Here is a 21157-nt window from a genome sequence, read left to right as displayed (position 1 = left end):
TTTTTTCACTTATTTATCTAGAAAGTGCTAAGTAATAGCGTGTCCAGGTTGCTTTTTGATAAGGGACCGAGTAAAAGGCGACCAGGCCAAATGTGAGAGAAGCCGCCAGGTCCCACAATATAAAAGACCAATCCATCACGAACAAGTCCCATTTATAGCCATCCGTCAGACGTTGGGACAAGTCAATCGCTTGGGTGATGGTGATGGAATCATCTTCGGCTAGAATATACGGAACCAGAGAATAGGAATAGGCCTTGACGATGCCCGGAATAACCAACAATAATGTCCAGAGAAAGGTGTAGAGTCCCACCAAAAGCATGGCACCTATGTCGCGCAACCAGCGTTCGTTCTTAAACATACTTTCTTTCACATTATTAAATGAACCGATGCTCAAGTGAATGGCCAAACGACTAAGGGGAACTAAAAAAATAAGCTCAAAAATATTTAACCACTGAATCCGAATCTGAATCTGCGTATTTTTACCGATCAGTGAGGATGAATCATAGTTATCAAACTGCGAATAACTCTGGAAAAAAATAATAAAAATAGAAATAAGAGCAACCAAAAGCCAAGGTAAATAATTGTTACGTACATCATGTTTAGCTTGCTTTTTTAATGTTTTCCGATTCAAGTAACCACTCCCTTTTTATATAACAATATTGTATAGGAAACCCCTGAATTTGTAAAAGTTTGTTGATGATGGGTTATTCTAATAAACTGTTATGATATAATTAAGCAGATCTTACTAGTAGGGGTGGTCTTGTATATGAACTTTGACTTTGACAATATACTAAGCTGGCAAAACCTCACGAATGTCATTGATATCATGCTTGTTTGGTACTTAATTAACAAATTAATCACCATACTTAAGGGAACTCGGGCAATTCAACTTTTAAAGGGCGTTCTGGTCATTGTCCTTATTAAGATGGGGGCTGTTCTCTTGAATCTGAGCACGATTGATTGGATTATTAATCAAATCATTCGTTGGGGCGTAGTTGCGGTTATCATCGTTTTCCAACCTGAAATTCGACGCGGCTTGGAACATCTTGGTAAAACGGGTTTTCGGAATCGAGCAAATCGACGGGTTCGAACTTCTGAATATTTTATCCAGGAAATCGACAAAGCGGTCCAATACATGGCAAGGCGTAAAATCGGGGCTTTAATTTCAATTGAACTGAATGATCTTTTGGATGAATATGCACACACGGGTATACAAATAGGTGGAGATGTTTCTAATCAGTTATTGATAAACATCTTTATACCCAATACGCCCTTGCATGACGGTGCAGTCATCATTCAAGATTTTAAAATCACTTCCGCTGCCGGTTATTTGCCTCTGTCGGAGAATCCCTTGATATCCAAAGAATTAGGGACAAGACATCGGGCAGCAATCGGGTTAAGTGAAATTTCAGATGCATTGACCATTATCGTTTCCGAAGAGACTGGTGGCATCAGTATTGCACACCAGAATCGTTTGTACCGGGATATGACGCGAGAGGATTTTGTTGCTTATTTAACTGATCAGCTTGTTATGGACGAAGATGAAGAAGAGAAACCGAATTTGGTACAAGAATTCCTGGATAATTTGAAATGGGGGAATCCCAAATGAGTAAAAAAAACAAGGATTTATTTGAGAATGTCTGGATAGTTCGATTGACTTCTTTACTCGTTTCCATTCTCCTGTTTAGTTATGTTTATTCAGAAAACTATGGGTTGAGTACAACAAACCGAAATGATGCAATCAGCACGTTGCGAAGTGAAACAATTTCTAATTTACCAATCCAGATAAATATGGACACAGATCGTTACTTTATTTCCGGTCTACCGGAAACGGTGATGCTTAACGTCTCGGGTCCAGAAAGTGTCATTGTTCAAACTTTATCCGCCAGCGATTTTAATATCGTTACGGAAGACTTGGATTTACTTGGTCCGGGAAGGCATACTGTTCAATTACGGGTAGAAAACTTATCGGAAGAATTGACCTATCAAATTGTACCATCGCGTATTAATGTTCAAATTGAAGAGAAAGTAACAATTGAGAGTCCGATAAAGGTTGTGTTCGATACTAATTCGGTAGACGATTCTTATGTTGCAAAAGATCCGATTTTAAGCCGAGAGTCGGTAATTATAACAGGACCAACATCTACGATTGACCGAATCGATCGTATTTATGTGCGTGTCCCTTCTGAAAACGAACTGACAAGTTCAATTAATGCGACGCTTGTCGTTCAAGTAGAAGATGAAGCCCGCAATAAATTAAATGTTGTTGTGGAACCACAAGAAATAGACGTGGAAATTCCAATTGAACCATATGAAAAAACAGTCCCTATTCGTTTAGTCCAAAAAGGGACACCGGTTTCTGGTCGTACGTATGAGTTAAGCCTGGCAGGTACGGAGAATGTAACGTTGACTGGGAATCAAAAGCTATTGGCTGATGTGAATGAAGTGGTTGCCGAGGTTGATATCAGTAATATTCGTACGACTTCAGTTGTGACAGCAAATGTGGTACCATTAGATATTATGGGCACAGAAGTAACTCCAAACCAAGTTGAAGTGAATGTCACTGTTAAGACCACGGAGACAGAAGCAACTTCGGACCGTACAAACCAGACTACAAATACTACAAATAATAGATAAAAATTTCGAGGATACATAAAGGAGATTGAAGAATGGGTAAGTATTTTGGAACAGATGGCGTGAGAGGCCTTGCAAATAGTGAACTAACACCGGAATTAGCATTTAAATTAGGGCGTTATGGTGGACATGTTTTGAAGGAGCACGCTCCAGATGTAAACAAACCTCTTGTTTTGGTTGCACGTGATACAAGGATTTCTGGTCAATTACTTGAACATGCTCTTATAGCAGGTTTGTTGTCAGTCGGCATTGAAGTATTGCAATTAGGCGTTATTACTACCCCTGGCGTGGCGTATTTGACACGCGTTCAAGGTGCAGTAGCAGGCGTTATGATTTCAGCTTCACATAATCCAGCTGAAGATAATGGCATTAAGTTTTTCGGCGCAGATGGATTCAAACTTTCTGATGACCAAGAATTGGAAATTGAAGCATACTTGGACCAAGAAGAAGATACTTTACCACGTCCAGCAGCTGACGGTTTGGGAACAGTTGACGAGTATAATGAAGGTGTATTGAAATACATTTCATACTTGCAAACAACAATCCCCTCTGATTTATCAGGTTTAACAGTTTGTGTGGATGGTGCGAATGGCGCAGCTACGCCACTTGTAAACCGTTTGTTCGCTGATTTAGAAACAGATTTCTTCACGATGGGTGTTAAACCGAATGGTACTAATATCAATGCTGGTGTTGGTTCTACTCATCCTGAACAATTGCAAGAATTTGTACGCGAAAAAGGTGCTGATATTGGTGTTGCCTTCGACGGTGATGGGGACCGCTTGATTGCAGTGGATGAGAATGGTGAAATCGTTGATGGCGATAAAATCATGTTCATCTGTGGCAAATTCTTGAAATCAAGAAATGAATTAAAACATAATACAATCGTATCTACTGTTATGAGTAATCTTGGTTTCCATAAAGCAATTGAAAAAGAAGAAATGATTGCATTGAAGACCCAAGTTGGTGACCGTTACGTTGTTGAAGAAATGCGTAAAAATGGCTACAACTTAGGTGGAGAGCAGTCAGGTCACATCGTATTCCTTGATTTGAATACAACGGGTGATGGTATTTTGTCCGCTATTCAATTAATGTATGTCATGAAAGCAACAGGCAAAAAACTTTCCGAGTTGGCTGCTGAAGTAACAACTTACCCACAAGAACTTGTTAACATTCGGGTTAAAAATAAAAACGGTGTTATGGAAATTCCAGCTGTGAAGGCTGTCATCGATCAAGTTGAAGCGGAAATGGCTGGAAATGGTCGTATCCTGGTTCGTCCTTCCGGTACAGAGCCATTATTGCGTATCATGGCTGAAGCTGAAACAGATGAAAAAACACATGAATACGTAACACGTATTGCCGATATTGTCCGTCAAGAAATCGGTGAATAGAATATTATGAGAAGCAGTCAGGTTTTCCTGGCTGCTTCTTTTTTACAGCTTTATTTGATGGAATTAAACCATTTTGGACGAAGGTTAAGGTTGAAATGGTTTAATCCTGAATAATTAAACCATTTGAAGTAAAAACTTATGTCAAAATGGTTTAATTATTAAAATGGAAGAAATTAATGAAGCATTTGAAGGGATTGTTGACTAATTGCTGTCATTTAGTATATACTTTCCTTGCTTCTGGAAAATTTGAGAATAAGGAGGATAGGTGAGGTTAGAACGGATAGCGCCAGGCCTAACCAAGCTGACATGCTTGTGTAAGGTGACGAGGATTGAGTTTATCGAAAGATTCGGCGGATGACTCAAGGTAAGTGTAATCTACAGAGTGGATAAAAAATAAACTGCAAAGTTTAAACAGAGGTCCATTCCCACACCCAGAAGCAAATTTAATAGAAAAATGAGGTTTATTTGCTATGTGTGGAATTGTAGGATATATCGGTCAAGATGCTGTACAGGAAATTTTATTATCAGGTTTAGAGAAATTGGAATATCGGGGTTACGATTCAGCAGGGATTTTTGTGGTCGATGAAGAAGGGAAAAGTCATCTGTTCAAGGAAAAAGGTCGTATTGCGGAATTACGTGAGGTTGTTGATTTTACGGTTCCCGCACATATGGGGATTGGGCATACACGTTGGGCGACACATGGCGTACCAAGTATCGTGAATGCTCATCCACATCAATCAGTGGATGGTCGTTTTACACTTGTCCATAACGGTGTCATTGAGAATTTTCAGGAACTGAAAGAAACCTACTTACAAAATATTTTACTTTATGGAAATACAGACACAGAAATCGTTGTGAATGTCATTGCCCATCTGGCACAAAAAGAAAAATTATCCACCAAAGAAATATTGCGGAATACGTTAAAATTAATCAAAGGTTCGTATGCCTTTGCTTTAATCGATTCCGAAGCACCAGCAACGCTTTTTGCCGCTAAGAATAAAAGTCCATTACTGATCGGTGTTGGAGATGGCTTCAATGTCGTCGCAAGCGACGCGATGGCAACGATCCAGCTAACAAATGAATATGTAGAAATTCACGACGGCGAAATGGTTACTTTGACAAAAGACCATGTTGAAATTGAAACGCTGGAAGGTGAAGTAATTTTGCGCGATTCCTATCAAGCAACTGTGGACGCAGCGGATTTGGAAAAGGGCATGTATCCTTACTACATGTTGAAAGAAATTGATGAACAACCTGCGGTATTGCGGAAAATCATCCAACAGTACCAAAACGACAGGGGTGAATTGGCAATTTCCGCTGATTTAAAACAAGCTATTCAAGAGGCAGACCGCATCCATATTGTAGCTTGTGGCACGAGCTACCATGCTGGCTGGTTAGGTAAACACTACTTGGAGAAGATAGCGAACATCCCAACTGAAGTGCATGTGGCAAGTGAGTTCTCTTACAACCCGCCATTGGTTGTTGGAAAACCATTGTTTATCTTCATTTCCCAATCAGGCGAAACAGCGGATAGCCGTCAAGTTTTGGTAAAAGTGAAGGAGTGGGGTTATCCAACTCTGACAATCACCAACGTGCAAGGTTCGACGTTATCGCGCGAGGCTGATTACACGCTGTTACTGCATGCTGGTCCGGAGATAGCGGTAGCCTCAACCAAAGCCTACACAGCCCAAATTTCTGTTTTGGCGGTGCTTGCGGCAACACTCAGTGATTCAGCGGATATTGACATGATTCACGAGCTGGGTCTGGTTGCGAACGCTATGGATACCGTCATTACTGAAAAAGAACAAATTGCTTATTTAGCGCAAAGTTACCTCGCTGAGCAGCGCAGTGCTTTCTATATTGGTCGGGGACTGGATTACTACGTCTCGATGGAAGCAGCCTTAAAATTAAAAGAAATTTCTTATATCCAAACAGAAGGATTTGCGGCTGGAGAATTGAAACATGGGACCATTGCCTTGATTGAAGAAGGTACCCCTGTGATGGCAATTATCACCCAAAAAAATAATGCTAGCCACACCCGCGGAAATATTGAAGAAGTGCGTTCTCGTGGCGCACATACGTGTATCTTTGCGATGGAAGGATTGGAGCAAAGGGATGATCAAATGGTATTGCCAGCTGTTCATCCGTTGTTGGCGCCGCTATTGGCAGTCGTACCAACCCAGTTATTTGCTTATTATGCCACTTTGCAACGTGGTTATGACGTGGATAAACCTCGTAATTTAGCGAAATCTGTTACAGTAGAATAGACATTGCGGAGCAGGAGAAAGTTATTTCTTCTGCTCTTTTTGAATTTAGACTTATAATAAGAGTAACGAAGGGATGAAAGTGGGAGAGGACATGAAGAAGGTAAAAAAAGTGTTGGGTAGCATATTCATTTTCCTGCTCATTATGGTGGGTATATTTCTAATCTATGTGAATGATGATTCAAATGCGGAAGATGTAGCACTTACAGCCCTGGAATCTGACGACCTCATTCAAGTGGTGGGGGAAGATCCGCTGTACTTTTCTCCAAAAAACAAAGCATCAAAAGAAGTAGGGATTATTTTTTATCCAGGGGGCAAAGTGGAATATGAGAGTTATGCACCGTTGATGCGTCAATTGGCTGAAAATGGTTATTCGGTATTTTTGGTAGAGATGCCATTTGGATTGGCGGTGTTTGATATTGATGCGGCTGGAGATGTAATGATGGAACATCCAGAAGTTACGGAGTGGTATTTGGCGGGGCACTCACTGGGTGGGTCGATGGCTGCAATTTTTGCGGGGAATGATCCAAACCATGTAGATGGATTGATATTGTTGGCTGCCTATTCCACTGCAGATTTGGCCGAAACGGGTCTTCCGGTCTTGAGTATTTATGGTAGCGAAGATACAGTTTTGAGTCAGGAAAGCGTAGAGGAATACCGTTCGATGTTACCCGTTAACTATGTAGAATTCATAATTGAAGGTGGAAATCATGCGCAATTTGGTAATTATGGTGAGCAAGATGGCGATGGCGAGGCTTTGATTTCGCCTTTGGAGCAACAACAAGTCACGGTTGAAGAAGTGACGCGTTTTATAGAACAGGCCGAACTTTCACCACGTTAAGATGGTAACAAGCTAGGAGGAAATAAAAAAATGACGAACCTAGAAATGGACAAAATTGCCCTCACGGAATCATTTGTCAACGAAGCCCAAAAATATCCCGATTTATTTGTCGGTCGGGTTTCATCGCAATCGAAAAATTTATATAAGGTATTGACGGAAAAAGGTGAAGTCACAGCTGAAATTTCTGGTAAATTTCATTATCAAACAGAGGAACTGTCACAGTTTCCTGCGGTGGGAGATTTTGTGATGGTTGACCGGGTGAATGATGCATCTGGCCATGCCATTATTCATCACGTTTTGGCACGAAAAAGTGTCTTTGTACGAAAAGTAGCGGGCACACGCGAAGATAGTCAAGTGGTAGCAGCCAATATCGATACCGTCTTCATTTGTATGGCGCTAAATAATGATTTTAATTTAAGAAGGTTGGAACGCTACCTGGCCGTGGCTTGGGATAGTGGAGCGATGCCGGTTGTTGTACTGACGAAGTCGGACTTAAGTGCCGATGTTGAAGCGCAGCTGAATGATATTCATGCGGTGGCGGTCGGGGTGGATGTATGCATAACTTCGAGCGCACGAGAAGAGGGTTTTGACGCGCTACTAAAATATGTGGCACCTGGGAAGACGGTTGCATTTATCGGTTCTTCCGGTGTGGGCAAATCGACCCTCATCAATCACCTGGTCGGCAAGGAAATAATGATGACCCGAGGCCTCCGCAATGATGACAAAGGAAGACATGCCACGACTAGCCGTGAGTTACTTCTTGTTCCGGGTGCCGGTGTAGTCATTGATACACCAGGGATGCGGGAACTTGGCCTCATTCAAACGGACTTAGCCAAATCGTTTAGTGACATTGAAGAACTAGCCACCCACTGCAAATTCAATGATTGTACCCATACGACTGAACCGGGCTGCGCCGTTCAGCAAGCCATCCAGGAGGGCACCTTGCCAGTAGAGAGATTGGAGAGTTACCGTAAACTTGCCAAAGAAACGAAATATGATGGCTTAAATTCCAAAATGATTGAACGTGAAAAAATGAATGAGATGTTCAGCGAAATGGGTGGCATAAAAAATGTAAAAAAATACCTCAAGGAAATAAAGCGAAGAAAGCAGTGATAGCATTGCTTGGAGAATCGTAACTGTTCTGGCTATAATGGTAATAGCATAAGAGGTTGGAGGCGAAGTTAGATGAGTAGACATAAAATATATGATATGACCATGGCAAGAATCTATCCATTATACATTAACAAAGCAGAAAGAAAGGGGCGCTCGAAAGCAGAAGTTGATGAAATTATTTGGTGGTTAACCGGTTACGACCAAGAAAGTTTCGAGAATCAGTTGACTAAAGAAACGAACATGGAAGATTTTTTTGCGGAGGCTCCACAACTGAATCCATCCCGTTCATTAATAAAGGGAGTCGTTTGTGGGGTCCGCGTTGAAGAAATCGAAGAGCCATTGATGCAGGAAATTCGGTATATGGATAAGTTGATCGATGAGTTGGCAAAAGGTAAAAAAATGGAAAAGATACTAAGGACTTAATAGAATGGAGTGATTGAAATGCAGACAAAAACGAAAGCATGGCTTAACCTGATAATCCTTTTAGCAACGTTGGGAATCAATTTCCTCGGTGGCACGGGTATGATAAATAATGCTTCCCAAGGAGAGGTTTCCGCTGAATTTCAGACACTGATAACACCGGCGGGATTTGCATTCAGTATTTGGAGCGTCATTTATGGTCTTTTGGTTGCAAGTATGATTGTGATGATTGTAAAAAGTGATGAGCCGTATTATCAAAAAGCAATCAATGGCATTTCACCATTCTTTTGGCTGAGCTCAGCGTTTAATATGATATGGATTGTCGCCTTTTCCTACTATCAAATCGGGATTTCGACATTGTTCATAGTAGGGTACCTCTTGAGCTTAACGCGAATTATTCAAATTCTTTTGAAAATCCAGGAAGGTAAACGGTGGTTATTACCACTGACTTTTGGCCTTAACGCGGGTTGGTTGTTTATTGCAACGGTTGTTAATATTTCAGCCTTTTTAGTTCAAATCGAGTGGAATGGATTCGGTTATGCTGATGAAGTTTGGGCTACCCTCATCTTGGCAATTTCCGTTGTACTTTGTTTGGCCGTTTTATTACGCTTGAAGAATGCAGCTTTTCCACTTCCGATTGCGTGGGCCTATTGGGGTATTTATCAAGAGTTATCCGGTGCGAGTGATGTTGGACTGGTCAGGATTGTCGCGTTGGGTGGCATGGTTATCCTGGTTTTACTGGCAGGTTTCGTATTCTACCGAAATCGGCTTACCATTTTACCGGAATAGATTTTATCGAACCATAGCATCCTGCTGCGGTTCTTTTTTGTATTGGGTTATAATAAGGAAAAACGCGATAGGGGTCGATAAAAATGACAAAAGAAGCTTTGTTGATTGTGGACATGAGTAATGATTTTGTAGCGGATGATGGAACGTTGACAGTAGGAAAACCAGCTCAGGCAATTGTTCCTTATATTGTTGATTTGGCAAATCAATTTCTTGCTGAGAGAAAACCGGTTGTGATTGGCATGGATGCTCATCAAGTGAATGATTCACACTTTGAATTATGGCCAGCCCATAATGTTGTAGGCACCGAGGGACAAAAACTCTACGGAGCACTCAATGATTGGTACGATGAAAATCAAACAAACGACCTCGTTCATTATGTTCCTAAAACCAATTACAATGCTTTTTTCAAAACACCTTTAGCGGATACATTGCGGGAAAAAGGTGTGGAAAAAGTCCACGTTGTGGGGGTTACAACCGATATTTGTGATTTTATGACGGTTGCAGGTGCAGATTCAGAAGGTTTCCGGACCGCTATCCACAAACGGGGCGTGGCAACTTTTACCGAGTTGGGTGAAACGATGTTGAATCACATGGTACGGTGTTTCCACACGGAAATCATCGATTAAAGGAGTACGCGATGAAAAAGAGAATCCTCATTACCGCAGCGGTGTCAAGTTTCGTTGCTGCTTCGTACCTCGCTGTTGGAAATTTTTTCTATGAATACGCATTGAAAACGAAAAAGAAACAACTCGTTGAAGAGAATGACCCCGTTGAAAAAGATGTTTTAACAGAAACGGATTTAGCGAATGTTGCTTTTCTGGAAAAACATCCACCGCTTGAGAAATATCTTGTTTCAAAGGATAAAAGGGCGCTTAGATTGCATGCTTCGTTTTATCCGCAAGCCACAACTACACACCAATGGGTCATCGTGGTTCATGGCTATACGAGTCATAATCGGGAAATGACGCAATGGACGCGTGGTTTTTACGAAAAAGGTCTAAATGTCTTAACCCCTGATTTAAGGGGACATGGTATGAGCGATGGCGATTACATCGGTATGGGTTGGCACGACCGGATGGATATTTTAAATTGGGTGGATGCAATCATGGCGGAGGATCCCATCGCTGAAATCATTTTATTTGGTGTGTCAATGGGGGGCGCTACCGTCATGATGGTGGCAGGAGAGCGTTTACCTGAAAATGTGAAGGTGATTGTGGAGGATTGTGGCTATACAAGTGCGCGCTCCGTTCTTTCTTATCAATTGAAGGAACGGTTTAATCTACCGGAGTTTCCAGCAATACAAGCGGCTAATACGGTCGCTCAAATTCGAGCAGGCTACAATTTGTTTGAAGCTTCAGCGGTGAAGCAACTTTCCAAAGCGAAGGTTCCGATTTTATTTATTCATGGGGAAGAAGATACCTTTGTACCTTACCAGATGATGGAAGACTTATATGTAGCTACCCAAAGCGAAAAAGAAAAATTAACAATTCCCGGAGCGGGGCATGCTGAAGCAGTGAATGTTGCTCCGGAATTGTATTGGCATACGATATGGAAATTTGCTGGACGATTCATGAATTTAAGTGAACTAGACTCGGCGCGGTAAACGCCAATCATAATGCGCTGAAATGAGACGGAAGCAGACGATGGCCCCAAAAAGAAAACCAGCTTCCCATAGGTTATCAATCAGATCCAAACCAATAATGAGGCCGCCCATAGCGGCCCATAATGCGTAAATATCGGTATGCAGAATCATGGGTTCCTTGTGAGCGAGTATATCACGCACTACTCCGCCACCTGAACCAGTTAGGGTGGCGGCTACGATGATACCACTCAAGGGCATTCCTGCGTTTAAGGCTGCAAAAGCACCTTGAATCGAAAAAACGGCTAATCCGATAGCATCGAAAAGTACCGCCCATCTATCCCAACGGTCAATCCAGCGTTGGGGAACAAAAAAGACAACAGTGATGGTCACGAAAGCAGCAATGAAGTGTGCGTTTTGCGACCATATCAACTCAATGGGCGATCCGATCAGTAAGTTTCGGATAGCCCCACCACCAAATGATGTAATGAAGCCAAGGACATAAAATCCCAGAATGTCATATTTTTCTTCCAGGGCGGTAATCGCCCCACTGGCTGCAAAAGCAATGATTCCCATAAAGTTAAATAGTTCTATCATTCTGTTAAACCCTCCTGATAAACAAAATCTTCTTATACCTTATCATAGCTATTGGGAGGTTCGGAAATAGGATCACTTGAAGGTCAGCAAGTACCAAGCATCCATCGCGGTATGCTCTGAACCGGGTAAAGGTTGATCTAACAAAGTAAAACCAAATTTTTCATAGAGACGACAAGCCACATCAAGTTCCTTGAGCGTCTCCAGATAACAAGTTTCATAATGTGTGGCCGCATAAGCGAGAGCTGTTTTCATGAGAAGGTTTGAATAACCGTGTCCCTGAGCGCTGTCTTTCAGATAGAGTTTTTGTAGCTCACAAATTCCATCCTGCCATGGCGCGATTCCAACGCCACCAATGACTTCACCGTCCAACTCCAATACCCAGTATGCAGCATTTGGGGTGGCGGCATAATAAGAGGTTAAGTCCGCCAGCTGTGGATCAAAATAGGCAGTTCCGGGTAAATCAAAGCCACGGGATTTTAAAGCATCCTGGATAATTGTTTTGATGGCAAGGTTATCGGAATGGGTGATATTTCTAATAATCATGGCACACTTCCTTTTTTCAACAGTCTATCGAAACCATCTGAACGGGTCAAATTTATTTTTCAAAGGGGGAATTTATATGAACCGAATTAATTTAATCGCCTTAGGTGTCCGGGACATGGAAAAATCATTGGCGTTTTTCCGCGAAATCGGATTTCAAACGCGCACAGACGAAAAAAATCCGCCGATTGTTTTTTTCAATAACGAAGGATCCAAGCTGGAGCTATTTCCGTTGGAGGAACTGGCTCGGGATATTAATGCGATGGATCCTCCAGCATTATCCCAGGGAGGTTTCCCGGGATTGACACTTGCCTGCAATATGAAGTCCCAGGAAGAAGTGGACGCGGCTATGAAGAGAGCGGCGGAAGCGGGAGCAACAATTGCCAAAAAGCCCCAACAATTATCTTGGGGCGGTTATGGTGGGTATTTTATGGACCTGGATGGTTATTATTGGGAAGTCGCCTACGGACCAGACTGGGAATTTGATGAACAAAACATGCTGGTTATTGAATAATGACGTTTAAAATGACTTACTGGTATTTTCTGCCGAGCAAGTCATTTTGTTTTATTTTAAAGTGACTTGCGAATCAAAAAAACTGACTAAGTCACTTTAAAGGTCCTGTTTAACGATTTTATCCGCTTCCGTTATATCACGCAGAACGCGGCAAGGGGAACCGACGGCAACAACATTTGCAGGAATATCGCGTGTTACTACTGAACCGGCACCAATTACGGAATTTTCACCGATTGTTACACCGGGCATCACGACAACATTAGCGCCGATCCAGACATTGTCAGCGATAGTAATGGATTGATTATATTGCAGATGCTTTTTGCGTGCTTCAGGGTCAATGGGATGCGTACCCGCTGACAAAGTGACGTTTGGACCGAACATAACATCATCCCCGATATAGATGGGTGCGTCATCGACAAGGGTAAGATTAAAATTAGCGTAGCAATTTTTGCCAAAATGAGTATGACAGCCCCAATTAGCATAGAGTGGGAGTTGAATATAACTGCCTTCTCCGTAATGGGCTAATAATTGTTTGAGTTTCTCTTCTTGTTGTTTTATTTGGGTAGGGCGCAGTTGATTCAAATCGAATAGTAATTCATTATAAGCGCGTTGTTCTTCCAGAATATCCCCATCATCCGGATTATATATTTCCCCGCTAAACATTACTTTTTTAAAATCCATTGTTTACCTCCCGTAAATTAAATGAGTTATTACCATCTTACACTTAAACCTTCGCAACATCACGGAAATACATCCGAGCATGGTTCATGTATAATAAACTTAATTATAAAATGAAAAGAGGGGTTTTATGGTAAATAAGAAGACAAGGATCGGAATTGTAGGTTATGGAAATCTTGGAAAAGGTGTGGAAGAACAAATTCAATTCAATGAAGATTTAGAATTAGTCGGTATTTTTTCCCGCCGCAAGCCCGAGTCGGTAGAAAGTGAGAATCCCGTTTTTCATATGGATGATTTAGTGTCGATGAAAGACGCTATCGATGTTCTTCTTTTATGCGGAGGCTCAGCGACGGATATCCCAGAACAAGCACCGGTTTTACAAGAATCATTTAATACCGTCAATGCGTATGATAACCATGCGGAAATACCTGCTCATTTTGAAATTTTGGATGAGATTGCACTTCGTCAAGGTAATGTTGCCATTGTCGCAACAGGTTGGGATCCGGGCCTCTTTTCATTGAACCGTTTAATTTCCGAAGCGATTTTGCCAAAAGGTGAAACCTATACGTTTTGGGGAAAAGGAGTAAGCCAAGGCCATAGCGATGCAATCCGTCGTGTGGAGGGGGTTAAACGTGGCGTTCAATATACTATTCCCAATGAAAGTTTGATTAAACAAATCAAAGATGGCGAACAGGTTGTTTATACCAAGACTTCTTCACATAAACGCGTGTGCTATGTTGTAGCCGAAGTCGGAGCGGATGAACCGACGATCGCTGAAACGATTTCCACAATGAAAGATTATTTTGCCGATTATGAAACGGAAGTCCATTTCATTGATGAAGAAACTTTTGAACGTGACCACGGCGGTATTCCTCACGGTGGACACGTCATTCGTCGCGGTTACACGGCTGAAGATACAATGGCGGTTTATGAATTGAATCTGGATTTGGGAAGCAATCCAGGCTTTACGGCAGCAGTGATGGTCGCGTATGCGCGCGCTGCTCATCGTTTGGCAAGTGAGGGAATTTATGGGGCAAAATCTGTATTTGATGTGGCACCGTCCTATTTATCACCAAAGACATCGTCACAACTAAGAAAAGAACTCCTATAATAGATGCGCCGAGATGAAACTTAAACCTTTTATCTCGGTTTTTTTGATGAATATGAGTCAGGAGGAGGATAGGAATGCTATATCTCGGTTTATTGCGTGGCATAAACGTTGGTGGCAAGCATCGCGTTCCAATGGAAGATCTAAAAAAGTTATTTTATCGATTGGGATGCACGAGCGTGGAGACACTACTAAACAGTGGCAATATTCTCTATGAATGGGAAAACTCGTTAGCAGACAATGAAGTTGCTGAAGAATTAGCTGAACATTTATGAAAGCGTTTTTGTGTTATAATGGAGGCGACGTAAGCAATCACCCTCGCAAACACAAACCCCTAAATCATCTTTTATACTGCTTGAAGGTTTTTCTTTTCAAGAAATGAGGAAAAATTATGAATAAGACGACGAAGGGAAACGTTAACAGCGTCTCTCTCTTCAAGAAAATCGGTATGATTGTCTTGTTTCTCGCTACGTTTCTATTTTCCGCTAAGGCGTTTGCTTCTTCCTGGGACATGATGCCTGAAATCGATACTTTGGCACAGGAAGAAACCGTTGAAGGACCTGGTTTTTTTCTGGTACTTTGGTACGCGTAGATGGGACTGTCAATGGGACGGCTTTTGTCACCGGTGAAAATGTCCAGATTAATGGTACTATTAATGGTGATCTGTTTGTGGCGGCACAGAACGCAACCATAACCGGGGAAATAACTGGAAATGTTTATTTTGCTGGGATGACTATTATCATGGAAGGTGAAGTTGCACAGGATACTTTCATGGCCGGCCAAACTCTGACCATTGGAGAAGATGCATCTTTAGGTAGGGATTTATTTACAGCAGGGAGTACGATCATTCAAGCGGGAGCTGTTGAACGGCACATGTTTGGCGCAGGCGATAGCATTGTATTGAATGGCTCCATCGGAGGAGACGTCAATCTTGATTTAAATCGATTATCCCTGGGAAACGCGGCGGTAATCAATGGCGACCTTACTTACACGAGCGATAAAGAAGCCAACATGGAATCAGGAGCCCAAGTGCAGGGCGAGACCGATTTCCGCCAGGTTGAGAGAAACAGACAGGATATGTATAACAGGCAGATGCGTCGAGGCTTTGGTTCCCAAATCTGGTTCGCGGTTTTAAGTGTACTTAGTGCTGCCTTAATCTGGTTAGTAATTAAATTATGGCGCCCAACTTGGTGGGAAAGAACAGCACAACCTCTGTTGGAAAGACCACTAGCCACTATGGGAATTGGCCTATTGGCATTGTTGGTGACACCACTACTTGGTATCTTGCTGATGATAACCATTATCGGAATCCCGTTGGCATTTATTTTGTTGACAGGGTATGGCATCATGCTCTACCTAGCTAAAATATTTGTTTCTGTTGCGGCTGCTCTTGCACTTACTAGAAGAATCCATGGTACTAAGCGGATTAAGGAAAGCTGGCTGGTTGTTTTGAGTCTACTTATTCTAGGACTGATTGGGATGATACCGATTCTCAATTTCTTCTTATGGGTTCTGATGGCTATCGCGGGTCTAGGGACATTTGCCCTATCCCACTATAAAAAAGCTTCAGCATAGTAAATGTAACGGAAAAAGTAACTGCCAAAACTTAGTTGGCAGTTACTTTTTCTCGCGTTTCGTCATTTTTAGATTAAAAAATTAATTGATGTTCGGTTTCCACAAGGTTTAAATTAAAATAAAGTGAGAAAACCAGTGACAAACAATAGGAAGCGTGCTAAAGTAACCATAGAATAATCCACTCTCCACCTTTCAATACGTATCAAATCACTTCTGGAAAAACACTCTTCTTTTCTGACTCTCCAAATTTTATCCCTCTTACAACTTTTTTATCCACGATACAAGTAGCTTTATTTGTTATACCCTTTTTTCACCAACTGGGTCCCCCAAAATAATCTTCGATTACCAGTCCTTGCGTCACCACCACATTTTAACACCTGCCACCAAACGACCAACAACCTTATCTTTTCGTTGCCTCACAGGTCACCGGTGACGCTTATGAACAATTTTGAAAAGTGAGTTGTTTTAAATGAAAATACATCTTACCGAAACTAAAAAATTCATATTTCTTGAAAGTTCAGGGAAGAGGTGGAAATACTCCAAAAGAATTTTTTACTTGCTTTTCCTGATTACGATCGTTTTCCTGGCTCTGATTATAAGAGGTCTACTTGCTCAACCGATCCTGACCAACTTGGAGATGGGATTTGGAAACTTTGAACCCATTAATAATCCGGTGCTCCTGCAAGAAGATTTCGCAACACTGGATTCAATCAATGTGACGGGAGAAGAAACAAAACCGAAAGTATTTGCCTTTTACCAACTGGACGGATTTCCCAACAAGGAGAACAACGATTCCCTCCTGGGAAATATTGATAGCATTGACATTTTAGTTCCAGATTGGTTTTTGTTTGACAAAGAAGGTTCAATTATAGAAAAATCGGATCTAGAGATTGATTTATTGGCAACTGAGAACAACGTACAAATTGTCCCATCTATTTCCTTAAGTGAGAGCACCACAGCCGATGATCTTCATGATTGGCTTTCAAACCCAGCAATCAAGGATAAAATAATCAAGAATCTGCTAAATAAGATTAAAACCAAAGGCTACAAGGGTCTGCATTTAAATCTTTCGGCAGTCCATTGGGATGATAGAGAGCTATATAATGAGTTTGTTACTGATTTATATAACACTTTCCATCAATCTAATTTGCTCCTTACGGTTTTTGTTCGGTTAGGCGATGAAACCTATGACACCAAGTTTCTTACCCAAGTCTCGGATCATATTATGGCTAATGTATTTGACCAACATATTGAAAAAGATGAACCGGGTCCTTTGGCATCTTTTCAGTGGACACAAGAGACACTGGATCAATATCAGGGGGAAACAGAAAAACTGGTTCCTTTATTGGCCAACTATGGATATGCCTGGAACTTGACAACTAATGAGCCCGCCATCCCATATGATTTCACCAGTTTAATGGAAATGGTCAATAGGCAAAAATTCGAAATACAGTGGGAAGATCATTTATTAAATCCCTATATTCGCTATAAAAAAGATAAAGAAGAACATGTCATCTGGCTTTTGGATGGGACGACTTTTTATAATCAAATGAAACTGGCCCAAAGCAAGGAAATTCCATCCATAGGTGTTTGGAATCTGGGTTCGGAAGATCCGTCCATCTGGAAATTGTTGGTAAATGATAAGGTTGATGCCCTGGATTTGGAAACAATACCGAACCGTGTATCTACCGCGGTATCCGGGGATGGAGACTTTCTAAAAGTGACGATGGTAGAGGCGGAAGGGAAAAGGAACCTCGAAATAGACCATCATTTTATAACCAAGGCGACTTATGAAAAATACCCAACGCCCTATCTTCTGGAAAAATATGGAATGAATGAGAAAAAGGTAGCCATCTCTTTTGATGACGGACCTAATCCAAAATATACTGGAAGAGTTTTAGAAATTTTAGACCAATACAATGTGAAAGCAGCCTTTTTCCTGATTGGCCAAAACGCCTCGATGTACCCCGAACTTACGAAAAAAATCTATGATGAAGGGCACGAAATTGGCAGCCACACTTATACGCATAAAGACATAATGTCAGTTTCCAATCAGCAGTTGGAGTTTGAGTTAAATTCCACTCAACGTGTCATTCAAGGAATTACGGGGCACTCAGTAATCATGTTCCGCCCCCCTTATCTTTTGTTGAACGACGAACCTAATGAATTGCCGTCCAAAAAAGTACTGAATCGCTTTTTGACCATTCAAGAGATGGGATATACTGTTGTTAGTTCGACAATAGATCCCAGAGATTGGAACGGAGGAACAGCAGAACAGATATTTAATGACACCATCAAACGAATTCAAAATGGGCGTACGATTCTTTTCCACGATTCCGGTGGTGATCGAAACCCGACGATTGAGGCCCTACCAAGGGTTATCGAATGGCTGAAAGAGAATGACTATTCAATTGTTCCGGTGAGTGAATTAGTGGGATTGGAACGAAAACTTGTGATGCCGGATGTTCAAGAGGCTGAAAAGACAATGGTCCCGCTGTTTCAATTTGGTTCTTCCTTTAATGCGATGTTCATCACATTCGCAAGAAATCTCTTATCTGTATTGATTGGTATAGGCTTGGTACGTCTCGTCATTTTGGTTATTTTCAGTTACAAACAAAAAAGAAAAAGTGAAAAGCTTGTGTTCGACGAAGACAAACGTCCGTTTGTTACGGTTCTGATTGCTGCTTACAATGAGGAAACAGTAATCGGAAATACCATCCAGTCCATTTTGGCGAGTAGCTATCCCCATTTTGAAATCCTGATTGTAGATGATGGTTCAAAAGACAAAACAGCAAGCATCGTGGAAGCAGCAAGCAAAAAGTATCCTAACATTCGCTTGCTGAGAAAAGAAAATGGCGGAAAAGCCTCTGCTTTGAACCTGGGTATTCAAAAAATTTCATCAGAAATTATTGTTACCCTGGATGCCGATACGCTCATCGTGGAAGACACGATTGCTCTGATTATCAGACATTTAGAAAATCCTGAAGTTGGTGCTGTTTCGGGAAATGTGAAAATCGGGAACAGGAAAAACCTTCTTACTTGGTGGCAACATATCGAGTATGTGACTGGATTCAACTTGGAAAAACGTGCGTTTGATGAATTGGATAGTATTACTGTTGTTCCAGGAGCCATCGGAGCTTGGAGAAAGAGTGCCTTGCTGGAAGTTGGTTTATTCGAAGAAGATACACTGGCGGAAGATACTGATGTCACGATGAAGCTGTTGCGCAAGGGTTATAAAATAAGAAGTGAAGTTGCAGCGATTGCTTATACGGAAGCACCCGAAGATTTAAAAAGTTTTACTAAGCAGCGCTACCGTTGGACCTTTGGTATTCTACAGTGCATTTGGAAGCACCGAACAGCTTTATTCAATATGAAAAATAAAAAACTCGGATTCCTGGCCATGCCGAATATGATTTTCCAATATGTCTTGTTGGCAACTGCGCCACTTGTAGACTACATTTTGATTCTGGCGCTTATCTCTGGTAATATGTCTGTAATCTATTTCTATTTAGCGTTTTTATTGGCGGACAGCTCAGTTTCTATCTATGCTTTCAATTTGGAAAAAGAAAAGAAAAAACCATTACTGACACTGTTCATTCAACGGATAGTATACCGCCAATTTTTTACCATTGTTGTATGGAGAAGTTTTGTCAATGCTATCAAAGGACAGTTGCAGGGCTGGAATAAATTACAACGAACCGGTCATGTGACATGAGTAATGTGTGAAGCTCTCGTTTCACGATAGGCCGGAAACAGGAATTGAGGTGATAAACCAGAGGATGAAAAAAATGTTGAAGAACTTGGTTTTGTTGGCGCTTGCATTCGTTATCGGAGGGTGTAATTCAAGGGAGCAGGAAAAGGTCATGTATCCAGATAATGTCTCAGAGGAGCAGAGAGAAAAAGATATCCAGTATGCTTTCGAGGTATGGAACGAACGGTATTTGAAGCAAATTGATGAAGATCAATATTATGTGGCGTATGATGACAATGATAGTACCGTTTCGGAAGCGCATGGTTATGGGATGTTAATCTTGGTAATGACGGAAGGGCAGTATGGCATCGAAACAAAAAAACATTTTGATGGTATGTATCACTATGCCAAGTCTCATCCCTCGGACCGAAATCGTTCCTTTATGGCCTGGAAACAAACGCGTCAATCAGATGGAACGATGATGGATGACAAAAATGGTAGCCATACTGGATCTGCCACAGACGGTGATATGGATATCGCTTTTTCCTTATTACTTGCCGACCAGCTGTGGGGGAGCGATGGCGATATCGACTACAAGCAGGAAGCAATCACAATAATTTACGCTTTGATGGAAACAGTTGTTAACCATGATGAGTGGACTTTGAAGCTTGGTGATTGGGTTAGGGATGAAGACCCCAAATATGGGAAAGCCACAAGGACCTCGGATTGGATGATTGGTCATATGGCTACCTTTTACGAAGTGACAGGTGATGAGCGCTGGCTACAAGTATTGGATAAGACCATCGAACTGACCGCAAGCATCCAAAATAAATTCAGCCCCGAAACAGGGCTCCTTCCTGATTTTGTTCGGAAACAGGAAGATGAATGGATTCCTGTGGAACAAAATTTTCTGGAAAGAGAAAATGATGCCTATTATGCCTACAATGCATGCCGCGTCCCTTGGCGGTTAGCCTCTGGTTATTACGTCACAAATAACATAGAAGTGAAGCAGCAGATAGAAAAAATCAACGCTTGGGTCATCGAAATGACGAACGGTGATCCTTCCATGATTAAGTCTGGTTACGATTTGGCTGGAAATGCGCTTGTCAGCTATACCGACATGGCTTTTGTCGCTCCGTTTATCATGAGTGGTTCCATAAATGCTGATAACCAGGAGTGGGTCAATCTTTTATGGGAAAAAATGACAAAACAACTGGGACCGGATGAAGCCAGTAATTATTACAGTGACACAATCCGCTTACTTGTCATGCTATTCATGGGGGAAGCGGAAAACCCATCCATTAACGTGACAAATATATAAATAAAATTATGGATATAAAAATACCGGACTACTATTTTAAAGTAGCTCGGTATTTTTGTATCTATTGGGGTTGATAATATGTGGTGGTCTGTGGAGGTGGTATAA

21 protein-coding genes are annotated in these 21157 nt (G+C 41.6%); 17 read left to right on the top strand and 4 right to left on the bottom strand.

Going from position 1 to position 21157, the window contains the following annotated elements:
• Positions 1-13: 13 nt before the first annotated feature.
• The gene (locus ACTU7M_RS06415) at positions 14-631 is read right to left on the bottom strand and encodes a DUF975 family protein (protein ID WP_443473561.1); all 618 of its coding nucleotides are present in this window, start codon (positions 629-631) and stop codon (positions 14-16) included.
• 135 nt (positions 632-766) lie between these two features.
• Here ACTU7M_RS06415 and cdaA point away from each other — a divergent pair, with 135 nt between their 5' ends.
• The 10 genes from cdaA to ACTU7M_RS06365 all read left to right on the top strand — a co-directional run bounded on the left by cdaA (position 767) and on the right by ACTU7M_RS06365 (position 11052).
• Positions 767-1609, top strand: a complete 843-nt coding sequence (gene cdaA / locus ACTU7M_RS06410) for a diadenylate cyclase CdaA (RefSeq protein WP_443473560.1) — start codon at positions 767-769, stop codon at positions 1607-1609.
• On the top strand, positions 1606-2637 hold the full coding sequence (locus tag ACTU7M_RS06405) for a CdaR family protein (protein ID WP_443473559.1): 1032 nt from the start codon (positions 1606-1608) through the stop codon (positions 2635-2637). Before cdaA ends, ACTU7M_RS06405 begins: the two co-directional genes overlap by 4 nt.
• Before the next feature lie 32 nt (positions 2638-2669).
• Positions 2670-4022, top strand: a complete 1353-nt coding sequence (gene glmM, locus ACTU7M_RS06400; protein WP_443473558.1) for a phosphoglucosamine mutase — start codon at positions 2670-2672, stop codon at positions 4020-4022.
• A 470-nt stretch (positions 4023-4492) separates the two neighbouring features.
• Positions 4493-6289, top strand: coding sequence for a glutamine--fructose-6-phosphate transaminase (isomerizing) (gene glmS / locus ACTU7M_RS06395; protein ID WP_443473557.1), 1797 nt, complete (start codon positions 4493-4495; stop codon positions 6287-6289).
• Positions 6290-6380: 91 nt separating this feature from the next.
• Positions 6381-7127: an alpha/beta fold hydrolase gene (locus ACTU7M_RS06390; RefSeq protein WP_443473556.1), complete on the top strand. Its 747-nt coding sequence runs from the start codon at positions 6381-6383 to the stop codon at positions 7125-7127.
• A 30-nt stretch (positions 7128-7157) separates the two neighbouring features.
• Positions 7158-8240, top strand: coding sequence for a ribosome small subunit-dependent GTPase A (rsgA, locus tag ACTU7M_RS06385; protein ID WP_443473555.1), 1083 nt, complete (start codon positions 7158-7160; stop codon positions 8238-8240).
• A gap of 72 nt (positions 8241-8312) precedes the next feature.
• The gene (locus ACTU7M_RS06380; RefSeq protein WP_443473554.1) at positions 8313-8663 is read left to right on the top strand and encodes a DUF2200 domain-containing protein; all 351 of its coding nucleotides are present in this window, start codon (positions 8313-8315) and stop codon (positions 8661-8663) included.
• Positions 8664-8681: 18 nt separating this feature from the next.
• Positions 8682-9449 (top strand): tryptophan-rich sensory protein, encoded by a 768-nt coding sequence (locus tag ACTU7M_RS06375; protein ID WP_443473553.1) that lies wholly within the window; start codon positions 8682-8684, stop codon positions 9447-9449.
• An 83-nt stretch (positions 9450-9532) separates the two neighbouring features.
• Positions 9533-10075 carry a cysteine hydrolase family protein gene (locus ACTU7M_RS06370; protein WP_443473552.1) on the top strand — a complete coding sequence of 181 codons (543 nt, stop codon included), beginning with the start codon at positions 9533-9535 and terminating at the stop codon, positions 10073-10075.
• Between the two features lie 11 nt (positions 10076-10086).
• Complete coding sequence (locus ACTU7M_RS06365; RefSeq protein WP_443473551.1) at positions 10087-11052, top strand: alpha/beta hydrolase; 966 nt, start codon at positions 10087-10089, stop codon at positions 11050-11052.
• On the opposite strand, the gene ACTU7M_RS06360 is transcribed toward ACTU7M_RS06365, so the two are convergent.
• Together ACTU7M_RS06360 and ACTU7M_RS06355 are read right to left on the bottom strand one after the other, a co-directional pair.
• Positions 11035-11625, bottom strand: coding sequence for a trimeric intracellular cation channel family protein (locus tag ACTU7M_RS06360; RefSeq protein ID WP_443473550.1), 591 nt, complete (start codon positions 11623-11625; stop codon positions 11035-11037). The two genes, ACTU7M_RS06365 and ACTU7M_RS06360, sit on opposite strands and share 18 nt — an antisense overlap.
• Before the next feature lie 72 nt (positions 11626-11697).
• A complete protein-coding gene (locus ACTU7M_RS06355) occupies positions 11698-12168 on the bottom strand; it encodes a GNAT family N-acetyltransferase (protein WP_443473549.1) in 471 nt (156 codons plus the stop codon).
• 76 nt (positions 12169-12244) lie between these two features.
• Here ACTU7M_RS06355 and ACTU7M_RS06350 point away from each other — a divergent pair, with 76 nt between their 5' ends.
• A complete protein-coding gene (locus ACTU7M_RS06350; protein ID WP_443473548.1) occupies positions 12245-12679 on the top strand; it encodes a VOC family protein in 435 nt (144 codons plus the stop codon).
• 96 nt (positions 12680-12775) lie between these two features.
• Here the strand turns inward: ACTU7M_RS06350 and ACTU7M_RS06345 are convergent, their stop codons facing one another.
• Positions 12776-13360 (bottom strand): sugar O-acetyltransferase, encoded by a 585-nt coding sequence (locus ACTU7M_RS06345; protein WP_443473547.1) that lies wholly within the window; start codon positions 13358-13360, stop codon positions 12776-12778.
• A 127-nt stretch (positions 13361-13487) separates the two neighbouring features.
• Between ACTU7M_RS06345 and ACTU7M_RS06340 the strand changes: the two genes are divergently transcribed.
• From ACTU7M_RS06340 to ACTU7M_RS06315, 6 genes are all read left to right on the top strand, one after another.
• Complete coding sequence (locus ACTU7M_RS06340; protein ID WP_443473546.1) at positions 13488-14468, top strand: diaminopimelate dehydrogenase; 981 nt, start codon at positions 13488-13490, stop codon at positions 14466-14468.
• 74 nt (positions 14469-14542) lie between these two features.
• A complete protein-coding gene (locus ACTU7M_RS06335; protein ID WP_443473545.1) occupies positions 14543-14740 on the top strand; it encodes a DUF1697 domain-containing protein in 198 nt (65 codons plus the stop codon).
• Between the two features lie 116 nt (positions 14741-14856).
• Positions 14857-15057 carry a hypothetical protein gene (locus ACTU7M_RS06330; RefSeq protein WP_443473544.1) on the top strand — a complete coding sequence of 67 codons (201 nt, stop codon included), beginning with the start codon at positions 14857-14859 and terminating at the stop codon, positions 15055-15057.
• Positions 15058-15134: 77 nt separating this feature from the next.
• A complete protein-coding gene (locus ACTU7M_RS06325; RefSeq protein ID WP_443473543.1) occupies positions 15135-16040 on the top strand; it encodes a hypothetical protein in 906 nt (301 codons plus the stop codon).
• A 556-nt stretch (positions 16041-16596) separates the two neighbouring features.
• Positions 16597-19755 (top strand): polysaccharide deacetylase family protein, encoded by a 3159-nt coding sequence (locus ACTU7M_RS06320; protein ID WP_443473542.1) that lies wholly within the window; start codon positions 16597-16599, stop codon positions 19753-19755.
• 73 nt (positions 19756-19828) lie between these two features.
• Positions 19829-21052: a glycosyl hydrolase family 8 gene (locus ACTU7M_RS06315; RefSeq protein ID WP_443473541.1), complete on the top strand. Its 1224-nt coding sequence runs from the start codon at positions 19829-19831 to the stop codon at positions 21050-21052.
• Positions 21053-21157: the final 105 nt, after the last annotated feature.

The organism is Jeotgalibaca sp. A122 (genome assembly GCF_052266715.1).
In the GTDB taxonomy this organism is placed as follows: Bacteria; Bacillota; Bacilli; order Lactobacillales; family Aerococcaceae; genus Jeotgalibaca.
This window is presented reverse-complemented; position numbering and strand designations above follow the sequence as displayed.

Bases quoted from the DNA above. Each gene is read 5' to 3' on its own strand.
- cdaA (WP_443473560.1), top strand. From the start codon at position 767: ATGAACTTTGACTTTGACAATATACTAAGCTGGCAAAACCTCACGAAT.
- ACTU7M_RS06405 (WP_443473559.1), top strand. From the start codon at position 1,606: ATGAGTAAAAAAAACAAGGATTTATTTGAGAATGTCTGGATAGTTCGA.
- glmM (WP_443473558.1), top strand. From the start codon at position 2,670: ATGGGTAAGTATTTTGGAACAGATGGCGTGAGAGGCCTTGCAAATAGT.
- glmS (WP_443473557.1), top strand. From the start codon at position 4,493: ATGTGTGGAATTGTAGGATATATCGGTCAAGATGCTGTACAGGAAATT.
- ACTU7M_RS06390 (WP_443473556.1), top strand. From the start codon at position 6,381: ATGAAGAAGGTAAAAAAAGTGTTGGGTAGCATATTCATTTTCCTGCTC.
- rsgA (WP_443473555.1), top strand. From the start codon at position 7,158: ATGACGAACCTAGAAATGGACAAAATTGCCCTCACGGAATCATTTGTC.
- ACTU7M_RS06380 (WP_443473554.1), top strand. From the start codon at position 8,313: ATGAGTAGACATAAAATATATGATATGACCATGGCAAGAATCTATCCA.
- ACTU7M_RS06375 (WP_443473553.1), top strand. From the start codon at position 8,682: ATGCAGACAAAAACGAAAGCATGGCTTAACCTGATAATCCTTTTAGCA.
- ACTU7M_RS06370 (WP_443473552.1), top strand. From the start codon at position 9,533: ATGACAAAAGAAGCTTTGTTGATTGTGGACATGAGTAATGATTTTGTA.
- ACTU7M_RS06365 (WP_443473551.1), top strand. From the start codon at position 10,087: ATGAAAAAGAGAATCCTCATTACCGCAGCGGTGTCAAGTTTCGTTGCT.
- ACTU7M_RS06360 (WP_443473550.1), bottom strand. From the start codon at position 11,625: ATGATAGAACTATTTAACTTTATGGGAATCATTGCTTTTGCAGCCAGT.
- ACTU7M_RS06355 (WP_443473549.1), bottom strand. From the start codon at position 12,168: ATGATTATTAGAAATATCACCCATTCCGATAACCTTGCCATCAAAACA.
- ACTU7M_RS06350 (WP_443473548.1), top strand. From the start codon at position 12,245: ATGAACCGAATTAATTTAATCGCCTTAGGTGTCCGGGACATGGAAAAA.
- ACTU7M_RS06345 (WP_443473547.1), bottom strand. From the start codon at position 13,360: ATGGATTTTAAAAAAGTAATGTTTAGCGGGGAAATATATAATCCGGAT.
- ACTU7M_RS06340 (WP_443473546.1), top strand. From the start codon at position 13,488: ATGGTAAATAAGAAGACAAGGATCGGAATTGTAGGTTATGGAAATCTT.
- ACTU7M_RS06335 (WP_443473545.1), top strand. From the start codon at position 14,543: ATGCTATATCTCGGTTTATTGCGTGGCATAAACGTTGGTGGCAAGCAT.
- ACTU7M_RS06330 (WP_443473544.1), top strand. From the start codon at position 14,857: ATGAATAAGACGACGAAGGGAAACGTTAACAGCGTCTCTCTCTTCAAG.
- ACTU7M_RS06315 (WP_443473541.1), top strand. From the start codon at position 19,829: ATGTTGAAGAACTTGGTTTTGTTGGCGCTTGCATTCGTTATCGGAGGG.